The organism is Bacteroides sp. AM07-18 (assembly GCF_003602695.1).
Lineage (GTDB): Bacteria > Bacteroidota > Bacteroidia > Bacteroidales > Bacteroidaceae > Bacteroides > Bacteroides uniformis.
The window spans coordinates 159,626-183,359 of sequence record NZ_QTLM01000001.1; the positions used below are offsets into that span (position 1 = coordinate 159,626).

At 46.6% G+C, this 23,734-nt stretch carries 24 protein-coding genes and 2 tRNA genes; 18 read left to right on the plus strand and 8 right to left on the minus strand.

What is annotated here, in order from left to right; all coding sequences use genetic code 11:
* The first annotated feature begins 31 nt into the window (after positions 1-31).
* A tRNA-Gly gene (locus DW096_RS00730) sits at positions 32-104 on the plus strand.
* A gap of 72 nt (positions 105-176) precedes the next feature.
* On the opposite strand, the gene DW096_RS00735 is transcribed toward DW096_RS00730, so the two are convergent.
* Both DW096_RS00735 and yihA read right to left on the minus strand, forming a co-directional pair.
* Positions 177-773, minus strand: coding sequence for a DUF4923 family protein (locus DW096_RS00735; RefSeq protein WP_087332535.1), 597 nt, complete (start codon positions 771-773; stop codon positions 177-179).
* An 11-nt stretch (positions 774-784) separates the two neighbouring features.
* A complete protein-coding gene (yihA, locus tag DW096_RS00740) occupies positions 785-1,393 on the minus strand; it encodes a ribosome biogenesis GTP-binding protein YihA/YsxC (protein WP_009036961.1) in 609 nt (202 codons plus the stop codon).
* A gap of 175 nt (positions 1,394-1,568) precedes the next feature.
* Between yihA and recR the strand changes: the two genes are divergently transcribed.
* Genes recR through DW096_RS00755 form a run of 3 tightly spaced genes read left to right on the plus strand, consistent with a single transcriptional unit; the run spans position 1,569 to position 3,243 of the window.
* A complete protein-coding gene (gene recR, locus DW096_RS00745) occupies positions 1,569-2,186 on the plus strand; it encodes a recombination mediator RecR (protein WP_035448317.1) in 618 nt (205 codons plus the stop codon).
* 48 nt (positions 2,187-2,234) lie between these two features.
* Positions 2,235-2,693 (plus strand): hypothetical protein, encoded by a 459-nt coding sequence (locus DW096_RS00750; RefSeq protein ID WP_016272662.1) that lies wholly within the window; start codon positions 2,235-2,237, stop codon positions 2,691-2,693.
* A gap of 13 nt (positions 2,694-2,706) precedes the next feature.
* Positions 2,707-3,243 carry a GNAT family N-acetyltransferase gene (locus DW096_RS00755; protein WP_057256007.1) on the plus strand — a complete coding sequence of 179 codons (537 nt, stop codon included), beginning with the start codon at positions 2,707-2,709 and terminating at the stop codon, positions 3,241-3,243.
* Here DW096_RS00755 and DW096_RS00760 read toward each other — a convergent pair.
* Complete coding sequence (locus DW096_RS00760) at positions 3,236-3,844, minus strand: YqgE/AlgH family protein (protein WP_016272660.1); 609 nt, start codon at positions 3,842-3,844, stop codon at positions 3,236-3,238. The genes DW096_RS00755 and DW096_RS00760 overlap by 8 nt on opposite strands.
* A 125-nt stretch (positions 3,845-3,969) precedes the next feature.
* On the opposite strand from DW096_RS00760, the gene DW096_RS00765 reads away from it, so the two are divergent.
* Together DW096_RS00765 and DW096_RS00770 are read left to right on the plus strand one after the other, a co-directional pair.
* Entirely contained in the window at positions 3,970-7,077 is a 3,108-nt protein-coding gene (locus tag DW096_RS00765; RefSeq protein WP_057087852.1) for a SusC/RagA family TonB-linked outer membrane protein, read from the plus strand.
* Positions 7,078-7,097: 20 nt separating this feature from the next.
* Entirely contained in the window at positions 7,098-8,678 is a 1,581-nt protein-coding gene (locus DW096_RS00770) for a SusD/RagB family nutrient-binding outer membrane lipoprotein (protein WP_005824658.1), read from the plus strand.
* A gap of 30 nt (positions 8,679-8,708) precedes the next feature.
* On the opposite strand, the gene DW096_RS00775 is transcribed toward DW096_RS00770, so the two are convergent.
* The gene (locus DW096_RS00775) at positions 8,709-10,025 is read right to left on the minus strand and encodes a pyridoxal phosphate-dependent aminotransferase (RefSeq protein WP_009036966.1); all 1,317 of its coding nucleotides are present in this window, start codon (positions 10,023-10,025) and stop codon (positions 8,709-8,711) included.
* Between the two features lie 165 nt (positions 10,026-10,190).
* Between DW096_RS00775 and DW096_RS00780 the strand changes: the two genes are divergently transcribed.
* The 6 genes from DW096_RS00780 to DW096_RS00805 all read left to right on the plus strand — a co-directional run bounded on the left by DW096_RS00780 (position 10,191) and on the right by DW096_RS00805 (position 15,178).
* Positions 10,191-10,264, plus strand: a tRNA-Asp gene (locus tag DW096_RS00780).
* Between the two features lie 283 nt (positions 10,265-10,547).
* Positions 10,548-11,543: a flavin reductase gene (locus DW096_RS00785; protein ID WP_009038626.1), complete on the plus strand. Its 996-nt coding sequence runs from the start codon at positions 10,548-10,550 to the stop codon at positions 11,541-11,543.
* 11 nt (positions 11,544-11,554) lie between these two features.
* Positions 11,555-12,370, plus strand: coding sequence for a carboxymuconolactone decarboxylase family protein (locus DW096_RS00790; RefSeq protein WP_009038625.1), 816 nt, complete (start codon positions 11,555-11,557; stop codon positions 12,368-12,370).
* 195 nt (positions 12,371-12,565) lie between these two features.
* Complete coding sequence (locus DW096_RS00795; protein WP_009038624.1) at positions 12,566-13,129, plus strand: sugar O-acetyltransferase; 564 nt, start codon at positions 12,566-12,568, stop codon at positions 13,127-13,129.
* A gap of 16 nt (positions 13,130-13,145) precedes the next feature.
* The gene (locus tag DW096_RS00800) at positions 13,146-14,012 is read left to right on the plus strand and encodes a DUF3737 family protein (protein ID WP_009038623.1); all 867 of its coding nucleotides are present in this window, start codon (positions 13,146-13,148) and stop codon (positions 14,010-14,012) included.
* Entirely contained in the window at positions 14,009-15,178 is a 1,170-nt protein-coding gene (locus tag DW096_RS00805) for a MalY/PatB family protein (protein ID WP_117866400.1), read from the plus strand. The genes DW096_RS00800 and DW096_RS00805 overlap by 4 nt, the downstream gene beginning before the upstream one ends.
* Here the strand turns inward: DW096_RS00805 and DW096_RS00810 are convergent.
* Together DW096_RS00810 and DW096_RS00815 are read right to left on the minus strand one after the other, a co-directional pair.
* On the minus strand, positions 15,155-15,574 hold the full coding sequence (locus DW096_RS00810; protein ID WP_009038621.1) for a pyridoxamine 5'-phosphate oxidase family protein: 420 nt from the start codon (positions 15,572-15,574) through the stop codon (positions 15,155-15,157). The two genes, DW096_RS00805 and DW096_RS00810, sit on opposite strands and share 24 nt — an antisense overlap.
* Positions 15,575-15,668: 94 nt before the next feature.
* The gene (locus tag DW096_RS00815) at positions 15,669-16,553 is read right to left on the minus strand and encodes an AraC family transcriptional regulator (RefSeq protein ID WP_005836553.1); all 885 of its coding nucleotides are present in this window, start codon (positions 16,551-16,553) and stop codon (positions 15,669-15,671) included.
* Between the two features lie 153 nt (positions 16,554-16,706).
* Here DW096_RS00815 and fucP point away from each other — a divergent pair, with 153 nt between their 5' ends.
* Positions 16,707-17,924 (plus strand): L-fucose:H+ symporter permease, encoded by a 1,218-nt coding sequence (fucP, locus tag DW096_RS00820; protein ID WP_057087781.1) that lies wholly within the window; start codon positions 16,707-16,709, stop codon positions 17,922-17,924.
* On the opposite strand, the gene DW096_RS00825 is transcribed toward fucP, so the two are convergent.
* On the minus strand, positions 17,916-18,440 hold the full coding sequence (locus DW096_RS00825) for a chromate transporter (RefSeq protein ID WP_005825387.1): 525 nt from the start codon (positions 18,438-18,440) through the stop codon (positions 17,916-17,918). The two genes, fucP and DW096_RS00825, sit on opposite strands and share 9 nt — an antisense overlap.
* Positions 18,437-18,988 carry a chromate transporter gene (locus DW096_RS00830; protein ID WP_005825383.1) on the minus strand — a complete coding sequence of 184 codons (552 nt, stop codon included), beginning with the start codon at positions 18,986-18,988 and terminating at the stop codon, positions 18,437-18,439. Before DW096_RS00830 ends, DW096_RS00825 begins: the two co-directional genes overlap by 4 nt.
* Before the next feature lie 192 nt (positions 18,989-19,180).
* Here DW096_RS00830 and DW096_RS00835 point away from each other — a divergent pair, with 192 nt between their 5' ends.
* From DW096_RS00835 to DW096_RS00855, 5 genes are all read left to right on the plus strand, one after another.
* Positions 19,181-19,573, plus strand: a complete 393-nt coding sequence (locus DW096_RS00835; RefSeq protein WP_087332530.1) for a hypothetical protein — start codon at positions 19,181-19,183, stop codon at positions 19,571-19,573.
* Positions 19,574-19,578: 5 nt separating this feature from the next.
* A complete protein-coding gene (locus DW096_RS00840) occupies positions 19,579-20,868 on the plus strand; it encodes a DUF3440 domain-containing protein (protein ID WP_087332529.1) in 1,290 nt (429 codons plus the stop codon).
* Positions 20,865-21,398 (plus strand): ParB/RepB/Spo0J family partition protein, encoded by a 534-nt coding sequence (locus tag DW096_RS00845; protein ID WP_016273566.1) that lies wholly within the window; start codon positions 20,865-20,867, stop codon positions 21,396-21,398. The genes DW096_RS00840 and DW096_RS00845 overlap by 4 nt, the downstream gene beginning before the upstream one ends.
* Positions 21,399-21,563: 165 nt before the next feature.
* Positions 21,564-22,499, plus strand: coding sequence for a UDP-glucuronic acid decarboxylase family protein (locus tag DW096_RS00850; RefSeq protein WP_005825375.1), 936 nt, complete (start codon positions 21,564-21,566; stop codon positions 22,497-22,499).
* A gap of 41 nt (positions 22,500-22,540) precedes the next feature.
* Positions 22,541-23,668 (plus strand): response regulator, encoded by a 1,128-nt coding sequence (locus DW096_RS00855; protein WP_118940785.1) that lies wholly within the window; start codon positions 22,541-22,543, stop codon positions 23,666-23,668.
* Positions 23,669-23,734: the final 66 nt, after the last annotated feature.

The following is a 23,734-nucleotide window of genomic DNA, read 5'->3' on the forward strand; positions in this document are numbered from 1 at the left end:
TTTACTCCTCAAAAAAGGAGAGTCATCCCATGCGGAAATAGCTCAGTTGGTAGAGCATAACCTTGCCAAGGTTAGGGTCGCGAGTTCGAGTCTCGTTTTCCGCTCTTTTCAGATAAAAAAATCCCGCAAGCATTGTTCGGTGCTTGCGGGATTTTTTTGTTGTATGGAAGTTGTTGTTACAGTTTCTGTAATGAGAATCCGAGCATCATTCCGTCGTAGCTGTTGGCCAGCGAGCCGATACTCTTCAGAGTGGAGTTGCTGCTTTTGCTGGAGAGGAAGGTTATCAGTTTCAGTAGCTTGTCCGATTCGAACAGCAGGTCCATAGTTGTGGAGGTAGCGTTGACCTTGGCATTCATACCTATCAGCTTGGCGAATTTCAAGTTGACCTTTTGGGTGGATGCATCGTAGGAGTAGCTTCCCTTCATGCTCTTTTGCCCTACTTTGGCGCTGAATGTGCTGTCGGCGTTGAATGTGAATGACATTTGCCCGGCTTTGATGCCTACTTTGGCAAGCTGTTCGTCCAGTTTCTTTTCTGCGGCTGTGGCGGCAACGGCACCGCCGGCTTTCTGCAGCAGGTTGTCCGATTCGAATTCAATGGCGGAGCCGGTATACGACCAAGTGCCGGTCATATCCGCTGTTGACTTGCCGGTCACGGCATTTACCGCCTTCTCTATATTTTCTTTGTTGAACAAATCCTTGATGGATTGTGCATGACTATTGCCGGTCAGCAGTAGTGCGGCAACAAACAGTTGCCAAAAAACTAATCTTTTCATTTTACTTATGTCTATTGTTTGCTATTCAGGCTTTTGTTGATACTTTCGATATAGTCCAGCAGCTCTTTCCGTCCCATGCGGTTTTCAGAAGAGGTGATGAAGTAGGGAGGCAGCTCTTCCCACTGTTCCTTCAACTGTTCCAGGTATTCGTTGATGTGGGTGTTCAGTCTGCCGCCTTTCAGTTTGTCGGCCTTTGTGAAGACGATGGCAAAGGGTACGCCGTTCTCGCCCAGCCATTCCGTAAACTCGAGGTCGATGGCTTGGGGAGCCAGCCGGCTATCTATAAGAACAAACAAACAAGTCATCTGTTCGCGTTGCAGTATATAACTTTCTATAATACGTTTGATTTGTTCCTGCCCTTTCTGTCCCCGTTTGGCATAGCCGTATCCCGGAAGGTCTACAATGTACCAGCTCTTGTTGATGAGGAAATGGTTGATGAGCATGGTCTTTCCCGGTGTGGCAGAGGTCATGGCAAGCCCTTTTCTCCCGGTCAGCATATTGATGAGACTGGATTTTCCTACGTTGGAGCGTCCGATGAAAGCATATTCGGGAAATGTGCCTGCGGGGCATTTCCGCACGTCTGTGTTACTGATGACGAATTCAGCGTTTGTAATATCCATTTTGTTGCCTTTTTGGGGTTTTACGTGTGGCAAAGGTAGCACTAATTTCATAAGTTTGCACTATCTTTGCCCAGAAAGCGAAGATAGGCTGCACCTCAGCATAAAAAATGAACGAGTTCATTTTATTCTGCATTCGGTTTGCACTATCTTTGTGGCCAATAGGAGAATTTTAAGTATGAATGGACAGTTTCCCTCTACATTATTGGAGAAGGCGGTAAATGAGTTTGCCAAGTTGCCCGGAGTGGGACGCAAGACGGCTATGAGGCTGGTTCTTCACCTGCTCCGCCAGGATACGGCAGTGGTGGAAGCGTTCGGCAATGCCATCGTGACGCTGAAGCATGAAGTGAAATATTGCAAGGTATGCCATAATATATCAGATACGGAGACGTGCCGCATCTGTTCCAGTCCGCAACGGGACGCTTCTGTGGTTTGTGTGGTAGAGAACATCCGCGATGTGATGGCTGTGGAAGCCACACAACAGTTCCGTGGTTTGTATCACGTGCTGGGAGGTGTCATCTCGCCGATGGATGGCATTGGCCCCGGAGACTTGCAGATAGAAAGCCTTGTGCAGCGGGTAGCCGCCGGCGGCATCAATGAAGTGATTCTTGCGCTGAGCACGACGATGGAGGGAGATACCACCAACTTTTATATCTACCGCAAGCTGGAAAAACTGGGCGTGAAGCTCTCTGTCATAGCCCGTGGCATTTCCATCGGCGACGAATTGGAGTATACGGATGAAGTGACTCTGGGACGCAGTATTGTGAACCGCACTCCATTTTCCGGAACTGCCTGATTGTTTGGGCCATTATCAATTATTCATTATCCACTATCAATTTACTAAATGGAAGAACAAATAAAGAAGACCGCAGCGCGTGTCCGAACAACTTTTGCCTATTTCTGGATGCTTCCCATCCTGCTCGTTCTACTTGGAGAAACCGGAGGCGGATGGGTAGGTATGTATGCCGGAGATGTACGTGTCACCTATATGGCTGAGACGGTAACCATTCTGCTGGCTGCCTCTTGCGTACCCATAGCCTTGAAACTCTTTTCATGGGTATTAATCCGGAAAATAGATGTAGTGACGCTTCCCGAAGCCCTCCGCCTCTATGCGCTGTGGAGTGGCGTGCGGCTGGCATTGCTTGCCATACCGGTGCTTGCAGGCTTTTTCACCTATTATATCATGTTGAGCAGTACGGGTGCACTGTGTGCACTGATAGGACTGACGGCTTCTCTGTTCTGCCTGCCGGGTGAGGGACGCCTGCGTAAAGAACTGCATATCAATAAAGAAGAAGAAATGTAACCGACTGGAAGATATGAATAAATCTTATTTCTGCAGTGAAAGGGTGCGTCTCCGTGCTATGGAGCCGGAAGACCTGGAAGTGATGTATGCCATGGAGAATGATTCCCAGACTTGGGATGTGACGAACTTCACCGTGCCCTATTCCAGATTTGTCTTGAAACAATATATTGAGAATTCCGAGTGCGATATGTTTGCCGACCGCCAGCTGCGTATGATGATTGTACGTGCAGAGGATGATGTGGTGATAGGTACCATCGATATTACAGAGTTTTCTCCCATGCATGCCCGGGGAGAGGTGGGCATTGCCATACGGAAGGAGTATCAGGGCAATGGTTATGCCAAGGAAGCGCTGCGTTTGCTGTGCGACTATGTTTTCAGTTTCTTGTATCTGAAACAGTTGATAGTCCATATCTCGGTGGATAATGAGGCAAGTATCCGCCTTTTTGAATCCTGCGGTTTTGTGCGTTGCGGGCTTTTGAAGGAGTGGTGGCGCGTAGGAGGATGCTATAAGGATGTCGTGCTGTTGCAACTTCTCCGAAGCACTAATTGAGCGTTGGAATCTGAGGGAAACGCGACCATATTTCATATTTTGCTCCCAGCTTGCACAATGCCTTCTTCCAGAGTGTGCCGCTGGCCGCCTCGTTCATTAGCGAACTGATGTTTTCTTTGCCTACCAGCCAGGTGTTTTCTTCAATTTCCCGGCCCAGTTGTTCGTACTCCCAGCCGGAGTATCCCAAGAAGAATCTGATTCTGCCTTGAACGGGATTTCCCTGCATGATGTAGTTTTTAATGGCTTCAAAGTCACCGTTCAGGTAGAAGCCTTTGCCGATGGACAGCGCTCCGGTAATACCCTCGAGCGTGTGCAGATAGAACAATGTATCTGTGCTGAGTGGTCCTCCTTTATAGATAGGTATACTTTCCGGGCAGTCGAAGTCTTTCAGCACATCATTCAAGAATAGGGGGAGCGGTTTGTTCAGAACCAGTCCCATTGTGCCGTCATGTGTATGGTCCACCAGTAGAATGACGGATCGTCCAAACATATGGTCACACAAAAAGGGTTCGGAAATCAAGACCTTTCCCTGGGCAGGAACCACATGGTTTGTTTCTATCTTGAATAGATTTATATTGCTATACATGCCCCTAATATACATAATATTCCACAATAAACCAAAGTTCTTCGCTGTTTTTCATTTTAAAAGTTTCTTTTCTCAGATTTTATGGCTTTTTTTATTCGGAGAAAATACTTAAGTTTGCAAGTAATTGGCAATTTAATGCAATGAAATATACTACATTATATACGTTAATTTTAGGGCTGTTTTCTATAGGATGGACGGATTGCCCGGAGGATTTTATGGAGCGTATGCAGCGTCCGGGACATTCTGAAATACAGCTTTCTAAAGTGACGATAAGTGGCCGTGTGCTGGATGAAAGCGGGTTTCCGTTGGCCGGTGCCACTATTCAAGAGAAAGAAACTGCCAATGGTGCGATAGCGGATTCGGAAGGAAAATTCACTCTGGTGGTTGCCGATAATGCAGTGCTTCGTGTTTCGTTTATCGGCTACATGTCCCAGGATATTGAGGTGGAAGGACATTCGACCTTTCATATCACACTAAGAGAAGATATGATAGAGCTGGATAACGTTATTGTTACCGCTTTGGGTATCGAAAAGAAAGAAAATTCTCTTTCTTACGCCACAGATTTAATAAAAAACGAGGAGTTGACGCGAGTAAAAATGCCCAACTTAATTACTTCGTTGACCGGCAAGTCGGCAGGTGTGCGTGTCAATCAGGTTTCTTCCGGTCTGGGAGCCTCAGCCAAAGTCAGTATCCGTGGAATCCGTTCGGTGGCGAGTGACAACCAACCGCTGTATGTGATAGACGGTGTTCCCATTCTGAACTCCACTTCCGAGCAAGCATACTCTGCCATAGGCGGAACGGCCAATGCCGGCAACCGTGACGGAGGAGACGGCATTTCCAATCTGAATCCTGAAGATATAGAGAGTATCAGTATCCTGAAAGGAGCTCCCGCGGCAGCTTTGTATGGTAGCCAGGCTGCCAATGGGGTGATACTGATTACTACAAAGAAGGGGCAGTCGCACGGGCAGCGCAGTGTTTCTTTCTCGACGAGCCTAATGTTCGACAATGCTTTTGCGCTACCCAAGATGCAGAACCGCTATGGAGTAAGTGACGGTGTGGACAGTTGGGGAGAACGGGCAAACCTTCCCGAATACGATAATCTGAGAGACTTCTTCTCTACTGGTGTCACCTCCATAACTTCCATCTCCTTGAGTCACGGCAATGAGAAGTTGCAGAACTATTTCTCCTATGCTAATACTACGGGGCATGGCATCATTGGGAAACATAACCTTTCGAAGCACAACCTCACTTTCAGAGAGACTTCCGTTCTATTGAATTCCCGTCTGAAGTTAGATGGCAGTATGAACCTGATGCGCCAGGTGGTGAAGAACAAGCCTACCGTGGGTGGTTTCTACATGAATCCTTTGGTGGGGCTCTACCGTTTTCCACGGGGTGAGGATATTGCTTATTATAAGGAGAACTTCGAGGTTTATGATGAGGGTAGAAACTTGAACATACAGAATTGGCATACCTCCTACGAGGATTTTGAGCAGAATCCCTACTGGATTACCAATCGCATATTGAGCAAGGAGAACCGCATGCATGTCATAGTCTCCTTATCCGCCAATCTGAAGATAAACGATTGGTTAAGCCTGCAGGCCCGTGGCAATGTAGACTATATTAACGACAAGGTGCGCCAGCAGTTCTATGCCTCTACCGCTCCGGCGTTGGCGGGAGCCAATGGGCGTTATATCGAGATGGACTATCAGGAAACCCAATATTACGGAGACGCCATACTGATGATGAAAAAGCAGTGGGATGCATTCTCTCTCAACGCGGCGCTCGGTGTCAGTATCAATGACAAGACTGTGAACTCCACCCGCTATGACTCTAAAACAGCTTCGCTGAAATATGCCAATGTGTTCAATCTGGCCAATATCATCATGAATGGTTCTGCCGGGCTGGACCAGAAGATTGATGCGCGGCGCCAATTGCAGTCCTTGTTTGCGACGGCACAACTGGGCTACAACGAGTTTGTCTATCTTGATTTGTCGGCCCGTAATGACTGGTCTTCCACGCTGGCTTATACATCTCATGAGAAAAGCGGGTTCTTCTATCCCTCCGTGGGATTTTCGCTGATATTCAATAAGCTGATGACTTTACCCCAATGGGTGTCACTGGCAAAGATAAGGGGGGCATACAGCATGGTGGGCAATGATATTCCCATGTTCATCACAAATCCTTCCTCGCATATCACGGCGGGCGGAGAGTTCCTGGCAAGTGATGCCGCGCCGTTCAAGGATATGGAACCGGAGATGACGCACTCCTTTGAGGCGGGTATAGAAGCGCGTTTTTTAAAGAACCGCATTGGTTTGAATGCCACTTTCTATAAGACGAATACCCGGAACCAGTTCTTCAAGCTTCCTACTCTGTCGGGCGATAAATATGCCTACCGTTATGTCAATGCGGGTGATATACAGAATGTGGGGTGGGAGATTTCATTGGATGCCGTTCCTTTGCTGACAAACCATTTCAAGTGGAAAACAGAGGTGAACTTCTCCACCAACCGCAACAAGATAATTTCACTGCACGAAGCGCTGAAGGAGTTTCTTTACGGTCCTACCAGCTTCTCGTCCAGTTATGCCATGAAATTGGTGAAAGGGGGCTCTATCGGTGACATCTACGGAAAAGCTTTTGTACGTGACGATGCGGGCAATATCGTTTACGGCACGGAAGGAGACAATACCGGCATGCCTTTGGTGGAAGGTGATGGCAATACGGTGAAAGTGGGCAATGCCAATCCAAAACTGATGCTGGGCTGGAATCATATGCTGTCTTACAAGAATTTTTCTTTCTATTTTCTGGTGGATTGTCGCTTTGGAGGCGATATTTTGTCCCAGACGCAGGCGGATATGGATATGTATGGCGTTTCTGAAGTCACGGCCCGGGCCAGAGACAAAGGTTATGTAATGCTTGAAGGTAACCGGATAGATAATGTGAAAGGATTTTATAAGAATGTTGTAGGCGGACGGGCCGGGGTGACGGAATATTATATGTATGATGCCACGAACATCAGGCTGCGTGAGCTGTCCGTGGGCTACCAACTGCCTGCTGCCTGGATGGAAAAGACCAAAGTCCTCAAGCGGGCACAACTGTCCTTTTCGGGACGCAACTTGTTCTTCTTCTACAAAAAGGCGCCTTTCGACCCTGACCTGGTACTCTCTACGGGCAACGATAACCAGGGAATTGAAGTCTACGGTATGCCTACCACGCGTAGTTGGGGATTTTCTTTGAAGTGTGAATTTTAAGAGGGGGAGGGAGACTTGATATGAAGAGGATTATAGTACTGATTGGCATGGTTTTCGTGTTTCTGGCTTGTACGGGAGACTTTAAGGAAATCAATACGGACAAGTCCGGCGTGACGGACGAGGACTTGCAGGCCGACTATAACGAACATGGCATCCGTCTTGGAATCATCCAGCAAGGCATCTATTTCAATTACGACTACGGAAAGGGGAAGAACTGGCCTTTTCAGTTGACCCAGAATTTGAATGCCGACATGTTCAGCGGTTACATGCACGATGCCAAGCCTCTGAATGGAGGTTCGCACAATTCGGACTACAACTTGCAGGATGGATGGAACAGCGCCATGTGGGGACATACCTATGAGTATGTTTTCCCGCAGATATATCAGTCGGAGAATGCCACACGTGATCGCATGCCTGCCTTTTTCGGCATTACCAAGATACTGAAGGTGGAAGTGATGCACCGTGTCACGGACTATTACGGCCCTATTGTGTATAGTCATTTTGCCGATCTCGAAGCCCGTTATATGCCCGACACGCAGAAAGAGGTCTATAATGCATTTTTCTGTGAACTTGATACGGCTGTAGCTGTACTTTCCGATTATATTGTCGAGCATCCGGGAGCTTCGGAGTTTGCGCGTTTCGATATGTTGTTGGACGGTGATTATGACTCTTGGATAAAGTTTGCCAACTCGTTGAGGATGCGGCTTGCCATGCGCATTGCGGTAGCCAGTCCGGAGAAGGCAAAAACGGAATTCCGTAAAGCGATGGATAATGAATACGGAGTCATTCGGGAGGCGGACGAGTCGGTGGCGGTTTCCACGGCGAGTGGATATACCAATCCGTTGGGCGAGATAAACCTTGTTTGGAATGAAGCTTATATGGGAGCGCCGATGGAGTCCATACTGAACGGATATGAAGATCCCCGTCGTGAAATCTATTTTGCCACTTGCCAGGATGAACAGTTTGCAGGCGAGTATCGCGGCATTCGTCAGGGTACATGCTTTGCACATAACTATTATAATACACTCTCAAAATTGAAAGTTACCCAGCAGACTGATGCAGTGTTGATGCCGGCAGCAGAAGTCTGGTTCCTGCGTGCCGAGGCTGCCCTACGGGGATGGACCGATGAGTCGGTGAAAACCTGCTATGAAGAAGGGGTAATGGCTTCTTTCCGTCAGTATGGCATCTTGCAGTCCGATGCTTATCTGGAGAGCGACTTGTTGCCTGCCGATTTTGTGGATACCTACGATATGGAGAATGATATTACCGCCCGTTGTCAGGTTTCGCCACGCTGGCTGGAGTCAGCGGATAGGGATACGAAACTGGAGAAGATTATTACCCAAAAATGGATTGCCATGTTTCCTGAAGGGTGTGAAGCTTGGGCGGAACAGCGCCGGACGGGGTATCCCCGGCTATTCCCCGTGCGCTTTAATCACAGTAAAGACGGGTGTATAGATACTGAGACAATGATTCGCCGTCTGAACTTTCCCGGCGGACTGAAGACGGAGAATGCCGAGCAGTATGCCGCTTTGGTAGAGGCACTGGGTGGAGATGACAATGCCGGTACCCGATTGTGGTGGGATACCGGCATCAACTGGTAGAGATACCTTATTATTATATAGGGATATTTTTTATTGGATGGGGTGATTCTCGGCAAAAATTGCCATACGTTCGTCCAACTGGTCGTACTGATGGTCTTGGATAAAGGAAGTGCAGGCACGTAATCCTTCCTGATGGCTTCCGGTGGTCACCAGTGAAATGGCGCTTACACCGTAGTACATTAGTTCCCGCGCAAGTTCTCCGCTACTCATGCCCGGGTAACCGATGGTGAAATAGAAACCGTCGGCAACGGGATCACCCAAATCATTGTCGTATACCAAGTGGAAACCGTGGCGCAAGAAGATTTCTTTCAGGCGGCGGGCACGTTCACCGTATACTTTCACTTCATCAAGAAAGTTGTATTGATCTTCATTAGCTGCTTTAAGCATGGCGGCAAGAGCATACTGAGCAGAGTGGCTGGTGCCGGAGGAGAGTGCATAGAGTACGCGGTGGATGAATACTGTGCCGAAGGTGCCGCCGCCGTAGCGTTGTGTCAGCCCGGGATAGGCCCGGTGATACAGTTTGTCCGAAATGCAGCTGACACCGATACGTTGACCGGCATAGCTGAAAGCTTTGGAACCGGAAATGAGCAGCACGTAATAGTCCGTATAGTGTGCCACAGAAGGTTGGTAAGGCGCTTGGAACGGTTTGCTCAAGTCTTGGCGGAAGTCCATGGCAAAGTAGGCGAGGTCTTCCAACACAATGACGTCATATTGGGTTGCCAGTTCGCCGATGATGCGCAACTCTTCTTCTTTCAGGCAAATCCAGCTGGGGTTGTTGGGATTGGAATAGACGATGGCAGAGATATTGCCTTTGCTGAGGTAACTTTCCAGCTTCGCTTTCAACTTGTCGCCACGGTAGTCATATACGTCAAAGGTTTCATATTTCTGTCCCATCACGACCAACTGCTGCTTCTGTACCGGGAAACCGGGATCGATGAAGAGAATGGTATCCTTTTTCTCATCGCACTGGCTACATGTGAGGAATGAAGCGAAAGTTCCTTGCATGGAGCCGGTAACTGGTACACAACCTTCGGGGGCTACATCTACATTGATAAAGGCTTTGATAAAACGTGCTGCTTCCTCTTTCAAGGCGGGAAGTCCGTTAATGTCCGGGTAGAGGCTGGCAATACCATTCTGCAATGCCTCCACCTCGGCCTTTACGCCGACGGCTGAGGGGGGGAGTCCGGGTACACCCATTTCCATTTTTATGAATTCCACACCCGATGCCGCTTCGGCATTGGCTGCAATGGCTTTTACTTCACGGATGGTTGCTTTGGCAAAGTCTGTGATATGAAAATCTGCGATAGTTTCATCTATCAACTTACGTTCAATAGGAGTATTTCTCATGATTTCAATATTAATTTAGTTTTGCAAAGGTAACATAAATCTCTTATAATCAAGCTATGTTAAAAAAAAGATGATTTTTTTTCTTTCAAGCTATTGCAGATATAAGAATTTTGTCTACCTTTGCAACCGCAATCGAGAGAGATAGCAACGAAAGAATGAAATAATGGTGCGTTAGTTCAGTTGGTTAGAATACATGCCTGTCACGCATGGGGTCACGGGTTCGAGTCCCGTACGCACCGCGAAAGTAAATAATAAATTAAAGCAAAGCTCTGAAATTCAAGGATTTCAGAGCTTTTTTTGTTTTCTGTATCGGCAAGAATAACGATTAAAAAAAAATCATGCGTGGGATTATTCGTGGGATTTCTGCCAGTCTTACTATACTCATCTGATGAACTTGAACTTTCTTGCGGTATAATCGGGAATTCGGGTACAAATATCCGTAAATCATATACACCTTCGCTTGTGCTATCGCGGTACCTTTGTCATCAGAAGTTTAACAAGAAAAATAGAGTAATATAGCGTATGGCAAAAACAATTTTAGGAGTTCTGTCACTGCTTGTCATAATGTCGTGCAGTATTCCCGTAAAGGAGAACACCGTTCAACCCAATATAATGGAAACGAACAAGAAAAATCTCGGAAATCTGTTGGCGCTCTATCCCAAGCCGATGACGGTTGTTGGGGCGGAGGTTGAAGGGAAAGTAAACTGGCTAGTGGTAGGGCATACGGGTGTTATTGGACATGAGCGGATACTCATCAGCATGAGTAAAAGCCATTACACTAATCAAGGGATAAAGGACTCAAAACGACTTTCCGTCAATCTAGTGAGTCGTGAAATATTGCCGAAAGCTGACTATGTGGGAAGTGTAAGCGGTGCGACGGTCGATAAGTCGGAGGTGTTTGCCTACCATATTGGCGAAAACGGTACCCCCGTTATAGACGCATCACCCCTCACCATGGAGTGTGAGGTGGTAGACATCTATGAAACTGAAGGTTTCGACAATTTCATTTGTGCGATAGTCAATACATACGCTGCTCCTGAAGTGCTTGATAATAACGGGAAACTTGACTATACGAAGCTGAAACCCGTATTGTTTGAATTTCCGACCTATTCCTACCTTGCCACGGGAGAGATTATCGGCAAATGCCTGAATCTGGATAAGCAGCCGGGTATGTGCGCCAAAGAGCCGATGAGTGCTGACGGTATCGTGCGGTTGTCGAAAATCGAGGTTTATCCGCAGTATCTCGACGAGTATATGAAATACGCAACCGAAGTAGGCGAAATCTCTCTGCGTACCGAATCGGGCGTACTGACTATGTATGCGGTCGGCGAGAAGGAGAATCCCTGTAAGGTGACTATTCTCGAAACCTATGCGAGCCATGCGGCTTATGAAAAACATATTGCATCAGAACACTTTCAGAAATACAAGCAAGGAACGTTGCACATGGTCAAATCATTGGTCTTGTCTGACCAGACGCCACTTAATCCGGCTAACAAGCTCAATAACTTCATGCAATAAATAGAACGACTATGAACAAGATTTTTTTAATTTCAGTATTCAGCATTTTAACACTCAATGTTATGGCACAAGAAAAGATAGTACAGACAGCAGGACGCACCCAGTTGGGTGAGTTTGCTCCTAAATTTGCGGAACTAAACGACGATGTCCTCTTTGGCGAGGTCTGGAGCCGCACCGACAAACTCGGTCTGCGTGACCGTAGTTTGGTAACTATAACTTCTCTTATCAGTCAAGGAATCACGGATAATTCGCTCGTGTTCCACCTTCAGTCGGCAAAAAAGAACGGCATCACCCGTACGGAGATTGCTGAAATCATCACCCATATCGGATTCTATGCCGGTTGGCCCAAAGCGTGGGCAGCGTTTAATCTGGCCAAAGGCGTATGGGCAGAGGACACCGCCGGTGAAGATACCAAAGCCGCGTTCCAGCGTGAAATGATTTTCCCCATTGGAGAACCGAACACAGCATACGCACAGTACTTCATAGGTAACAGCTATCTTGCTCCCGTTTCACGTGAGCAGGTTTCCGTCTCTAACGTCACTTTCGAGCCTCGTTGCCGCAATAACTGGCACATACACCGTGCTACTAAAGGCGGTGGACAGATGCTTATCGGTGTTGCCGGTCGTGGGTGGTATCAAGAAGAAGGCAAGCCGGTAGTAGAGATTCTACCCGGTACGGTTATCCATATCCCTGCAAATGTGAAGCATTGGCACGGTGCTGCTTCTGATGGTTGGTTTGCCCATCTTGCTTTCGAAGTTCCCGGTGAGGATACTTCTAATGAATGGCTAGAGCCGGTGACGGATGAAGAATACGATAAACTTAAATAACACCACCCACACTCCCGTAATTCAAGCGATTACGGGAGTTTTTGTTTTATGGAGCTATGATTTAGTAGCTGGAGGGGACAGCATAATCCGTAATTTGGGTATAGATACCGGGGATTTATCTACACGGCATATGACGGATACCGCCTATTTTTGCATTATCATTAATTTGGTAATAAAAATTAAATAGGAGAAATTATGACTACGAACGAATTTAAAGAATATGTAAAGACGCGTCAAGCGCTTAATACGGAGGAGATACACCGTTTTATGGACGAAATGAGCAGTGAAGCCAGGCGTATCACTTTCCGGCTGAACACCGCATACTATACGCCGGACGAAGTACGTGAGTTGCTATCCGAATTGTTCGGTTATCAAGTTCCGTCATCGTTCCGGGTATTTCCGCCGTTTTATGCCGATTTCGGGAAGAATATAACAGTGGGCGAAGGCGTATTTATTAATGCCTGCTGTCATTTTCAAGACCATGGTGGTGTGATAATCGGCGACGGATGCCAAATTGGGCATAATGTAGTCTTTGCAACGCTCAATCATGGTTTGCCTCCGGCTGAACGCCAAACTACCTATCCGGCACCAATTGTACTAGGCAAGAATGTCTGGGTAGGTTCTAATTCAACGATTCTTCAAGGAGTGACAATTGGTGACAATGCTGTGGTGGGAGCTGGAGCGGTCGTGACGAAAGATGTGGAAGCAAATACAATAGTAGGTGGTGTCCCCGCAAAATTGATAAAGAGAATAGAATAATAAAATTGAAAACAAGATGAAAATAATATCAAATACAGCATTTGGCGGAGAAAGACCTTTGTTCGAATTGCATGACTTACGTATGGAGAATGTAGTTATCCGTGCTGGAGAATCAGCCATCAAGGAATGCAGCAACATCGAAGCTGTTGATTGTCGGTTCGAAGGAAATTATCCCTTCTGGCATGTTCACGGATTTGTTATCGACCGTTGTTTTTTCGATGTCGGCGGGCGTTCGGCACTGTGGTATTCCGACCATCTGAAAATGACTGATACGCGTATCGATGCACCCAAAATGTTTCGCGAGATGCATGACATCGAAATAGAGAATGTAGAGATAAACGATGCCAATGAGGTGTTCTGGCGTTGTAAAAATCTGAATATCAAAAATCTGAAACTGCATGGAGGAACTTATCCGTTCATGTTCAGCAGCGACATCCGCATAGACGGATTGGAAAGCGACAGCAAGTACGTTTTCCAGTATGTGAAGAATGTGGAGTTGCGCAATGCCAAAATCACTACGAAGGATGCCTTCTGGGAGGTGGAGAATGTGACAATCTACGATTCTGAACTCAACGGCGAATATCTCGGCTGGCATTCGCACAATCTCCGGTTGGTGAATTGCCATATAACCGGTGAGCAACCGCTCTGCTATGCCCACGACCTCGTACTGGAGAATTGCACCTTTGGTCCCGACTGCGACCGGGCTTTTGAATATAGTTCGGTGCAGGCAACCATCAAAGGAACAATAGGCGGGGTGAAGAATCCACGGACAGGCTGTATCACTGCCGAAAGCTATGGGGAAATCATTCTCGACGAAAATATAAAGGCGCCTGCCGATTGTGAGTTGAGGCTTTGGGATGGTAACTGGATTTATAAATTATGAAATACGATTTCGATACAATCATCTCGCGTCGCGGGACGAATTCTTATAAATGGGATACTCCCGAAGAGGAGAATGTACTGCCCATGTGGGTGGCGGATATGGATTTTCGTACAGCACCCGCTATTATCGATGCCTTACAAAAGCGGGTGGCGCACGGTATTTTCGGTTATACAAAAGTACCCGAAGCCTATTATGATGCGGTTGTCCGGTGGTTCGATGACCGGCATCGCTGGCAGGTTGATTCCCGGTGGATTATCTATACGAGTGGTGTCGTGCCGGCTCTGTCAGCCATTATCAAAGCCTTGGCCATGCCGGGTGATAAAGTCATCGTTCAGACTCCTGCCTATAATTGTTTCTACTCATCTATCCGTAATGACGGATGCGAGTTGTTTGCCAATAATCTCATTTATCAGGATGGCCGCTACGTAATCGACTTTGCCGATCTTGAAAGGAAAGCTTCCGATCCGAAAGCAAAAATCCTGCTGCTGTGCAATCCTCACAATCCGGTCGGACGGGTCTGGACTCTGGAAGAACTGCAGCATATAGGTGATATTTGTTTACGGAATGAGGTGTTTGTCGTGGCGGATGAGATTCATTGTGAACTGACTTACGAAGGATATGACTACACACCCTTTGCCTCCTTGTCCGAACGCTTTTTGCAAAATTCCGTCACTTGCGTTTCGCCGAGCAAGGCGTTCAACCTTGCCGGGTTGCAAATCGCCAATATCATCGCAGCCGATGAAGAGGTGCGCCGCCGTATTGACAGAGCCATCAATATCAACGAGGTATGCGACGTCAATCCGTTCGGCGTAATCGCCACAATGGCAGCTTATAACGAAGGTGGGGAATGGCTCGATGCCTTGCGGAAATATCTGCGGGGGAATTACGAATACCTCCGCTGCTTTTTCGGAGAACGGTTACCACAATATCCCGTGCTGCCACTCGAAGGAACTTATTTGGTTTGGATAGACTGCCGTGCCTCCGGTATCAGCTCAGATGCTGTCGCCTTGCGTTTGCAAGAACAACAGCATCTGATGGTCAATTCCGGTACGATGTACGGTCCCGGTGGAGAGGGCTTTATCCGGCTGAATATCGCTTGTCCCCGGGCTCTGCTTGCTGATGGACTGGAACGGATGGCCCGTTTATTCTATCGTGAAGTCTTCTGATTTAAATCCGCTGTAATACCTACCGGCGAAGGCGGTGAACTTCAGGACACAATAATCGGGATCAGTCACTCCTTCGGGGTAGTACATAGTGTCGCCTTCCTGCCATATCATTTCCTTACTGGTGCTGTCCGTCAGTATCTCCATCGTGCCGCGCAGCATTACGCCCTTGAAGAAGCGTGTGTTGCAGACGTAAAGGCATGCCCGGTTATTTTTGAGAAATTGCGAAACGCGCATCGACGAGGTGTTCGTTGATAGGTAAATGTGTTTGAGCCCTTCCCTTTTGCGGGTTTGCAACATGGCCTTGATGTTGGGAAAGCCTTCGGCATCCACCGAACCGACAAAGATGGTTTTTTCCTTGTCAATCATGTTTCCTACTGTTTTTTCTGCATCTCTCATTGTTTGTTTTTTTTATGGGTTATTGTTTCAAGGGCAAAGATAGCCGGTAAGTGGAACTTTTGTACAATAAAAAAGAAGGAGGATATGTCACTTTTCACGGTTTCTCCATTTTCCGGTAGGCGAGGGGAGTATACCCTATACATTGTCGGAAACTACGTACAAAGTAGGAGACGGTTGAGAAATGGAGTTCGGAGGCTATTTCTGAAATGGGGAGGTCGGTGTAGGTGAGCAGACGCTGGGCTTCGTCTGTAACCTTGTTGAGTATGTACTGCTTGGCGTTGATGTTTATGGCCGAAGAGAGGATTTCGTTCAGATAATTGGGAGTGATGCATAGTTTATCGGCATAGAATTGTACAGAATGCTGCTCCCGGAAGTGCTCCCCAACCAATTCGAAGAATCGGCTGAGGTGGAAGCTGCTGATATCTTTATGTGGCTCCTTACCCGTCTCCGGAGGGATAGAGGTGCGGTAGGCACGGTTGAGTAGCATGAGGACTTCGTAAAGTAAGGCGCGTAATATGCCCGTATCGTGTGGGTGGAAAGAGTCGATTTCGACCTTTATGTCGTGCAGAAGTTGGAGTATTCGTGCATAGAGCCCGTTCGGCAGTTGGAGTTTGTCTACCATTTTTCCCATTCGGAAGAATGGGAGGTGCTGCACGAATAGTGGGTCTTTGAAGAAAGAGGTCAAAAAGGTATCCTCAAAAATTAGAGCATGACCGTTGCCGATACGGTCTGTGTCCCAACTGCGCACCTCACCTGGTTTGGAGAAGAATACATCACCGGGAGCTGCCAAGTGTGTCCGGTTACCGATAGTGAATTCTCCTTCTCCTTCTGTGATGAAGGTGATGTCATAGTAGGTCAGAATATGTACTTTTCCCTGGGTCAAGAATTTCCGGGTATACTGCAAATCAACGACATCTATCAGAAGTTCGCTTCCGTACTTAGTTTTGTAGAAATTGTATCGTGGGATGGCATTTTTCATGGCTTAACATTGTATGATGGCAGTAAAGTTAGAGAAAAAGTTGCTCCGTACAATAGCGAATAGGAAAATGTTGGGTAAAGACCGGGAGTTTTGTTTATCTTTGCACCCGCAATTATCAATCGCCTTGCAACGATTGTCTGGAATTATCATATTATGAAACAGAAACGAATACCATTGGTGGGCGGACAATACCTTGTGCCCTTCATTTTGATTACCTCTCTTTTCTTTTTGTGGGGATTTGCCCATGCCATTCTGAATGTACTGAACAAGCACTTTCAAGAGATACTGGATATTACGAAGACACATTCGGCCTTTATACAGATGACGATGTATATGGGATACTTCATCATGGCCATTCCTGCAGGACTTTTCATCAGTCGCTTCGGATATCGCCGGGGTGTGGTATTCGGTCTGTTGCTCTACGGCATCGGTTCGCTGCTCTTTATCCCCGGGCAGCATTATCTGTCTTTTAATCTTTTCTTGTTTGCATTGTTCGTGATAGGTTGCGGACTGACGTTTCTTGAAACTGCCGCCAATCCTTATGCCACAGAATTGGGCGCAAAGGAAACTGCTGCCAGCCGACTGAATTTCGCACAATCCTTCAATGGTCTGGGATGTATCTGTGCACCGGTACTGGCTGGACTGCTACTCTTCTCGAAGGATGGGCAGACGGGCTCGGGTAATGTCGCATTGCCCTATATCTGCATGGGGGTAATTGTGTTGCTGGTAGCGCTGGTCTTTTCAAGAATCAAGTTGCCCGAGATTGAACATAGTGTGGAGGTGGACGAAGCTGGTAATAAGGTCGGATTGTGGTCACACCGGCTTTTCATTTTCGGGCTGATAGCCTTGTTTGCCTATGAGGTCGGCGAGATTTCCATCAACAGCTTCTTCATCAACTACGTGGTGGAGCAGAATTGGATGAATGCCCGCGAAGCTTCCGTAGTGCTTTCTTTCGGTGGACTGGGATTATTTATGTTGGGACGTTTTGCCGGTAGCTGGATTATGGGACGTGTGCGTGCCGAGAAAATGTTGTTGGTGTGTGCTACGGGCACTGTGATGACTACCTTGTTGGTGTTGCTGGATGTAGGAATGGTGTCGCTTGCAGCTCTGTTGTGCGGATATGCATTTGAGGCTATTATGTTTCCCACGATTTTTGCACTTTCCTTGCGCGGGCTGGGCAACCATACCAAGAGGGCTTCCTCTTTCCTGATGATGTCTCCCGTGGGAGGCGTGGTAGGTCCGCTGTTGATGGGACTGGTGGCAGACCATACGACGATGGTGTGGGCGTTCATCGTACCGCTGGTTGCCTATTGCGTGGTGTGGGCATATGCCCGCAAGATGGTGTCCGTCTCTACCGCTTCTTCAATATAGAAGGAAGCCTGCGACTCCGGCAAGGATTATCAGTAAGATAGGGTGGAGGTTCCACTTCCACGTCACGCCGAAAGCGGCTGCAAAGATAAGTATGCTTTTGTAATCTATGAAATTTTCCTTGTTCATCAGCAATAGGGCAGCAGCAGCTATCAATGATACGGACATGGGCAGCAGTCCCGACATTGCCGCCTTGATGTATTTGTTGTCCTTGCATTTCACGAAGAAGTAAGAGATGAGCAATACCAGGATGAACGAGGGAAGACATACTGCAATGGTGGTCACGACAGCTCCCCACACGCTTTGAGTAACTGCATAGCCCACATAGGTGGCACTGTTGATGCCTATCGGACCAGGCGTCATCTGCGAGATGGCCACTACGTCCGTGAATTGTTGTAGGGTGAGCCAGTGATGGTGGTCCACCACCTCATATTGGATGAGGGACAACATGGCGTAACCGCCTCCGAAACCGAACATTCCGATTTTTAGATATACCAATATCAGCTGCCAATAAATCATATCTGTAATTTTCTCAGTTTATCTTTTAACCATAATGTATAGAGCATTCCTCCTGCAATTCCTGCAAGGACAATGTATACGGGGGATAGCCCGAATTGCCAGATGAGTATGGTGGCGATGGCTGGAAGCACCAGTTGCCAATACTTCAGCTTCAGTGCCCGTGCAGCCGAAATGCAGGGTATCACAATCAGTGCGACTACTGCCGGACGGATACCGTTAAAGATGCGTATCATCACCTGGTTGTCCTGAAAATGAGCGAAGAACATGGCTATCAGCATCATGATGACAAAAGAGGGGAGGATTGTGGCAAGTGCACACACCAGGCTACCTTTTACTTTATGCAGCTTGTAGCCGACGAATATGGATATATTGACAGCAAAAACACCGGGAAGTGACTGGGTCAACGCAAACATTTCCATGAAATCTTCTTTACTCATCCATCTCTTTTTTACGATTTCCCGTTCAATGAGAGGTATCATAGCGTATCCGCCACCGATAGTGAACATTCCTATCTTGGCAAAGGTCATAAAAAGCAGTAAATATTTCATTATTTCTCTTCGGGTGACTTTCTTTTGCAAAGAAACCCAAATTAATCAACATATACAAATTAGGGGGATAATATTTATTTATTAATATTTTATATTGCAGGGCTATATTCTTAAATCTATTTAAAAGGAGAATATTCCGTCGTAAATAAGCTTTATCTTTAACACGTAATTACAAATAATATAAATGTAGATATGATACAGATAGTGCAATTACATGGTACGGATAAAAAGCTGTACGAGCTTGTAGCCCCTTTGGTTATGAGCCCGGAAGTGCTGAAACAGAACTACAATTACCCTTTCCGGACATCGGAAGAGTACGAGTGGTTTGTTGCTCTGGATAATAAACATGTTGTAGGTTTTGTGCCGGTGGAGCACAAGAAGTATGAATGTGTCATCAACAACTATTATATTAAGGAAAGGAATGTTGACACGCTAAAATTGCTTCTGGAAAAGGTACTTGAGAAGCAGGGCGAGGAGAGTAGTCTGACGGCTGTTAGCTTTGTTGAAGATAGGGATGTCTTCAGCGAGCTGGGCTTTTTGGAAGACAAGGTATGGACCCGTTATGTGAAAATGAAGAAAAACTGATAATTATGGCTGCACCCAAAAATGTGTATGAACTGGCGCAAGAACGTCTTGATGTGATTTTTAGGGAATTTGACACGATATGCGTCTCTTTTTCGGGAGGAAAAGATAGTGGAGTGTTGCTGAATTTGTGCATAGACTATATCCGCCGGAACCGGCTGAACCGTAAACTGTGTGTATTCCATATGGACTATGAGATACAGTACAGCATGACCATTGATTATGTGGACCGGGTATTGGAGGCAAATAAGGATATATTGGAGGTGTATCGTGTTTGTGTGCCTTTCCGTGTAACGACTTGTACGTCGATGTACCAGAGTTACTGGCGTCCGTGGCAGGAGGATTTGGAGGACATTTGGGTAAGGAAGATGCCGAAAGGCTGCCTCACTAAAGAGACGTTTCCTTTCTACACTCCCGAAATGTGGGATTATGAGTTCCAGATGCACTTTGCCAAATGGCTGCATGAGAAGAAGGATGGAGTGCGTGCCTGCTTTCTCATAGGCATCCGTACGCAAGAGAGTTTTAACCGCTGGCGCAGCATCCATCTGAACCGGAAGTATCAGATGTACCACAATTACCGCTGGACCTCGAAGATAGGCAATGACATTTTCAATGCTTATCCCATTTATGATTGGAAGACGACGGATATCTGGACGGCCAATGGCAAATTCGGCTTTGACTATAACCATTTGTATGACCTATATTATAAAGCCGGAGTCAATATCGAACGCCAGCGTGTGGCAAGCCCTTTTCTTTGTGAGGCACAAGAGAGCCTGAAGCTGTATCGTGTCATCGACCCGAATACTTGGGGAAGAATGATAGGGCGGGTCAACGGGGTGAACTTTACCGGTATTTACGGAGGGACGCGTGCTATGGGGTGGCAGACGGTCCGACTGCCCGAAGGGTATACGTGGAAAGGCTTTATGCAGTTCCTGCTTTCCACCTTGCCGGAAGAGACCCGGAGGAACTACTTGAAAAAGCTTACCGTCAGCATTGAATTCTGGCGTACAAAAGGGGGCTGTCTGGCTGACGAGACCATCCAGAAGCTGAGGGATGCAGGAGTGTCCATTGAAGTGATAAATACCACGAATTACAAGACAAACAAGAAGCCGGTGCGCATGGATTATCTGGATGATATTGACATCGCGGAATTCCGGGAAATTCCCACTTATAAGCGGATGTGCATATGCATCCTGAAGAATGACCATGCCTGCAAGTACATGGGTTTTGCCTTGAACAAGGAAGAGGCATACAAAAGAGACAAGATAATGGAACAATTCAAAAATATGATGTTATGAGCGTAGATAAAAGTCCGGTATATAATGTAAAGGCAATTCCAATAGAGAAAATACAAGCAAACGATTACAATCCGAATGTAGTGGCACCGCCCGAAATGAAGCTTCTGGAGCTTTCCATCTGGGAAGATGGTTTCACCATGCCTTGTGTCTGTTACTATGATGAGGAAGAGGATAACTACATCCTGGTGGACGGTTACCACCGTTATCAGGTGTTGAAGACATCCAAAAGAATTTATCAGCGCGAAAACGGGTTGCTTCCCGTGGTCGTGATTGACAAGGAACTTTCCAACCGTATGGCGTCCACTATCCGTCATAATCGTGCCCGTGGTACGCATAATATCGAGTTGATGTGCCATATTGTTGCGGAATTGGACAGAGCCGGTATGTCTGATGAATGGATAATGAAGAATATCGGAATGGATCGCGACGAAGTGTTGCGTTTAAAGCAAATTTCGGGTCTGGCAGACTTGTTTGCGAACAAGAACTTCAGCATTCCGGATAAGAAAGAAGAGTATGTGGCGGATAAATAAATGAATATTTCAGGGGTGGATTTTTTAATCTGCCTCTTTATATTCATTAACAAGTGAAATATTTCGTTGCAAACTTGCATAATTTAGTCAAATCGCCTACATTTGTCAGCATCAAAACAAACAGAATAGGTCCTATGTGCTTTAAGGCACTATAAAAAACATTACATGAAGAAAATTTTGGTTAGTGGCGGTGCTGGTTTTATAGGTTCTCATCTTTGTACCCGATTGATAAACGACGGGCATCAGGTGATTTGTCTGGATAATCTTTTCACCGGTTCGGAAGGAAATATCACTCATCTGAAGAGCAATCCCCGCTTTGAATTTGTACTGCATGATGTGGAAACCCCTTATGAGGCAGATGTGGACGAAATCTATAATCTGGCTTGTCCTGCTTCTCCCATCCACTACCAATATGATGCCATTAAAACCATCAAGACTTCTGTATTGGGCGCCATCAATATGCTGGGACTGGCCAAAAAGACGAATGCCAAGATATTGCAGGCTTCTACCAGCGAAGTGTACGGTGACCCCGTTATTCATCCCCAAGTGGAAAGTTATTGGGGAAATGTAAATCCAATTGGCCTCCGTTCTTGTTATGATGAAGGGAAGCGTTGTGCCGAGACATTGTTTATGGACTATCACCGCCAGAATGGAGTGCGGATCAAGATTATCCGTATATTCAATACGTACGGTCCTCGGATGCTGCCGAATGACGGACGGGTGGTTTCCAATTTCGTGGTTCAAGCATTGCAGAACCAGGATATTACAATATACGGTTCGGGTAATCAGACGCGAAGTTTCCAATATGTAGATGACTGTATAGAAGGTATGGTGCGGATGATGAACACGGAGGACGATTTTATCGGTCCGGTAAACTTGGGAAATCCGAATGAATTCTCCATATTGGAACTGGCGGAAAAGGTCATTAGGCTGACGAATTCCAAGTCGAAACTGATTTTCAAGCCACTGCCTCATGATGATCCCAAACAGCGTCAGCCGGACATCACTCTGGCAAAGGAAAAGTTGGGCTGGGAACCGACTATAGAGCTGGAAGAGGGTTTACAGTATATAATAGAGTATTTTAAGGAATATCGTTCCTAACTAAATAGTAATTTTGATAACGGGAAAAACAATATAGAAAGATGAACATGGAAATAAATCCTTCCGAATACAAGATTCTCATCGTTGACGATGTGATGTCAAACGTTTTATTGTTGAAAGTGCTTTTGACAAATGAGAAATTCGCGATTGCTACTGCAAGTAACGGGCGGCAAGCGTTGGAACAGGTGGAAAAGGAAAATCCTGATTTGGTTTTGCTTGACGTAATGATGCCGGACATGAGTGGTTTTGAAGTAGCTCAACATTTAAAGTCAAATCCGAATACAGCTGATATTCCAATCATCTTTCTGACCGCACTGAATAGTACGGCAGATATTGTGAAGGGGTTTCAGGTTGGCGCGAATGACTTCATCTCTAAGCCTTTCAATAAGGAGGAATTGATTATCCGTGTTACCCACCAAATATCTTTGGTAGCTGCCAAACGGTTGATTTTGAGTAAGACGGAAGAACTGCAACGTACTATTGCCGGGCGTGACAAGCTTTATTCGGTGATTGCCCATGACTTACGTTCTCCGATGGGATCCATCAAAATGGTGCTGAATATGCTGATATTGAACTTGCCATCTGAGAAAATTGGCGCCGAAATGTACGAGCTTCTGACGATGGCTAATCAGACTACGGAGGATGTGTTTTCATTGCTGGATAACCTGCTGAAATGGACAAAGAGTCAAATCGGTAAGTTGAACGTGGTTTATCAGGATGTGGACCTCGTCGAAGTGACAGACGGTGTCATTGAGATTTTCAGTATGGTGGCAAGCCTGAAGAAGATAAGAATCCGCGAGATGAAACCGGAAAAAATGATGGTCAACGCTGATATTGACATGCTGAAGACAGTGGTCCGTAACTTGTTGAGTAATGCCATTAAGTTCAGTAAGGAGAATTCAGAGGTACTGGTGAAGATGGAGGAAGTAGATGGTATGGCAGTTGTCAGTGTTCAAGATCATGGCTGTGGCATCAGCGAGGAGGGGCAGAAGAAGTTGTTGCATACTGATACGCATTTCAGCACGTTCGGCACGAACAACGAAGAAGGCTCGGGACTGGGCTTGTTGCTATGCAAGGATTTTGTCGTGAAGAATGGCGGTAAACTGTGGTTTACTTCCAAGGAAGGCGAAGGCTCCATATTCAGCTTCTCTATTCCGGTGAAGAAGTGATAACGAAGAAAATAGAACGGATGGTCCGTTGAAGTAAAACAGACCATCCGTCAGACTCAAATAGAC

Coding starts and splice junctions, on each gene's coding strand:
- DW096_RS00775 (WP_009036966.1), bottom strand. CDS start 10,025: ATGAGAAATACTCCTATTGAACGTAAGTTGATAGATGAAACTATCGCA.
- DW096_RS00755 (WP_057256007.1), top strand. CDS start 2,707: ATGAATAAATCTTATTTCTGCAGTGAAAGGGTGCGTCTCCGTGCTATG.
- DW096_RS00825 (WP_005825387.1), bottom strand. CDS start 18,440: ATGATTTATTGGCAGCTGATATTGGTATATCTAAAAATCGGAATGTTC.
- DW096_RS00830 (WP_005825383.1), bottom strand. CDS start 18,988: ATGAAATATTTACTGCTTTTTATGACCTTTGCCAAGATAGGAATGTTC.
- DW096_RS00785 (WP_009038626.1), top strand. CDS start 10,548: ATGGCAAAAACAATTTTAGGAGTTCTGTCACTGCTTGTCATAATGTCG.
- DW096_RS00750 (WP_016272662.1), top strand. CDS start 2,235: ATGGAAGAACAAATAAAGAAGACCGCAGCGCGTGTCCGAACAACTTTT.
- DW096_RS00845 (WP_016273566.1), top strand. CDS start 20,865: ATGAGCGTAGATAAAAGTCCGGTATATAATGTAAAGGCAATTCCAATA.
- DW096_RS00805 (WP_117866400.1), top strand. CDS start 14,009: ATGAAATACGATTTCGATACAATCATCTCGCGTCGCGGGACGAATTCT.
- DW096_RS00770 (WP_005824658.1), top strand. CDS start 7,098: ATGAAGAGGATTATAGTACTGATTGGCATGGTTTTCGTGTTTCTGGCT.
- DW096_RS00835 (WP_087332530.1), top strand. CDS start 19,181: ATGATACAGATAGTGCAATTACATGGTACGGATAAAAAGCTGTACGAG.
- yihA (WP_009036961.1), bottom strand. CDS start 1,393: ATGGATATTACAAACGCTGAATTCGTCATCAGTAACACAGACGTGCGG.
- DW096_RS00815 (WP_005836553.1), bottom strand. CDS start 16,553: ATGAAAAATGCCATCCCACGATACAATTTCTACAAAACTAAGTACGGA.
- DW096_RS00840 (WP_087332529.1), top strand. CDS start 19,579: ATGGCTGCACCCAAAAATGTGTATGAACTGGCGCAAGAACGTCTTGAT.
- DW096_RS00795 (WP_009038624.1), top strand. CDS start 12,566: ATGACTACGAACGAATTTAAAGAATATGTAAAGACGCGTCAAGCGCTT.
- DW096_RS00790 (WP_009038625.1), top strand. CDS start 11,555: ATGAACAAGATTTTTTTAATTTCAGTATTCAGCATTTTAACACTCAAT.
- DW096_RS00855 (WP_118940785.1), top strand. CDS start 22,541: ATGAACATGGAAATAAATCCTTCCGAATACAAGATTCTCATCGTTGAC.
- recR (WP_035448317.1), top strand. CDS start 1,569: ATGAATGGACAGTTTCCCTCTACATTATTGGAGAAGGCGGTAAATGAG.
- DW096_RS00760 (WP_016272660.1), bottom strand. CDS start 3,844: ATGTATATTAGGGGCATGTATAGCAATATAAATCTATTCAAGATAGAA.
- DW096_RS00810 (WP_009038621.1), bottom strand. CDS start 15,574: ATGAGAGATGCAGAAAAAACAGTAGGAAACATGATTGACAAGGAAAAA.
- DW096_RS00765 (WP_057087852.1), top strand. CDS start 3,970: ATGAAATATACTACATTATATACGTTAATTTTAGGGCTGTTTTCTATA.
- fucP (WP_057087781.1), top strand. CDS start 16,707: ATGAAACAGAAACGAATACCATTGGTGGGCGGACAATACCTTGTGCCC.
- DW096_RS00735 (WP_087332535.1), bottom strand. CDS start 773: ATGAAAAGATTAGTTTTTTGGCAACTGTTTGTTGCCGCACTACTGCTG.
- DW096_RS00850 (WP_005825375.1), top strand. CDS start 21,564: ATGAAGAAAATTTTGGTTAGTGGCGGTGCTGGTTTTATAGGTTCTCAT.
- DW096_RS00800 (WP_009038623.1), top strand. CDS start 13,146: ATGAAAATAATATCAAATACAGCATTTGGCGGAGAAAGACCTTTGTTC.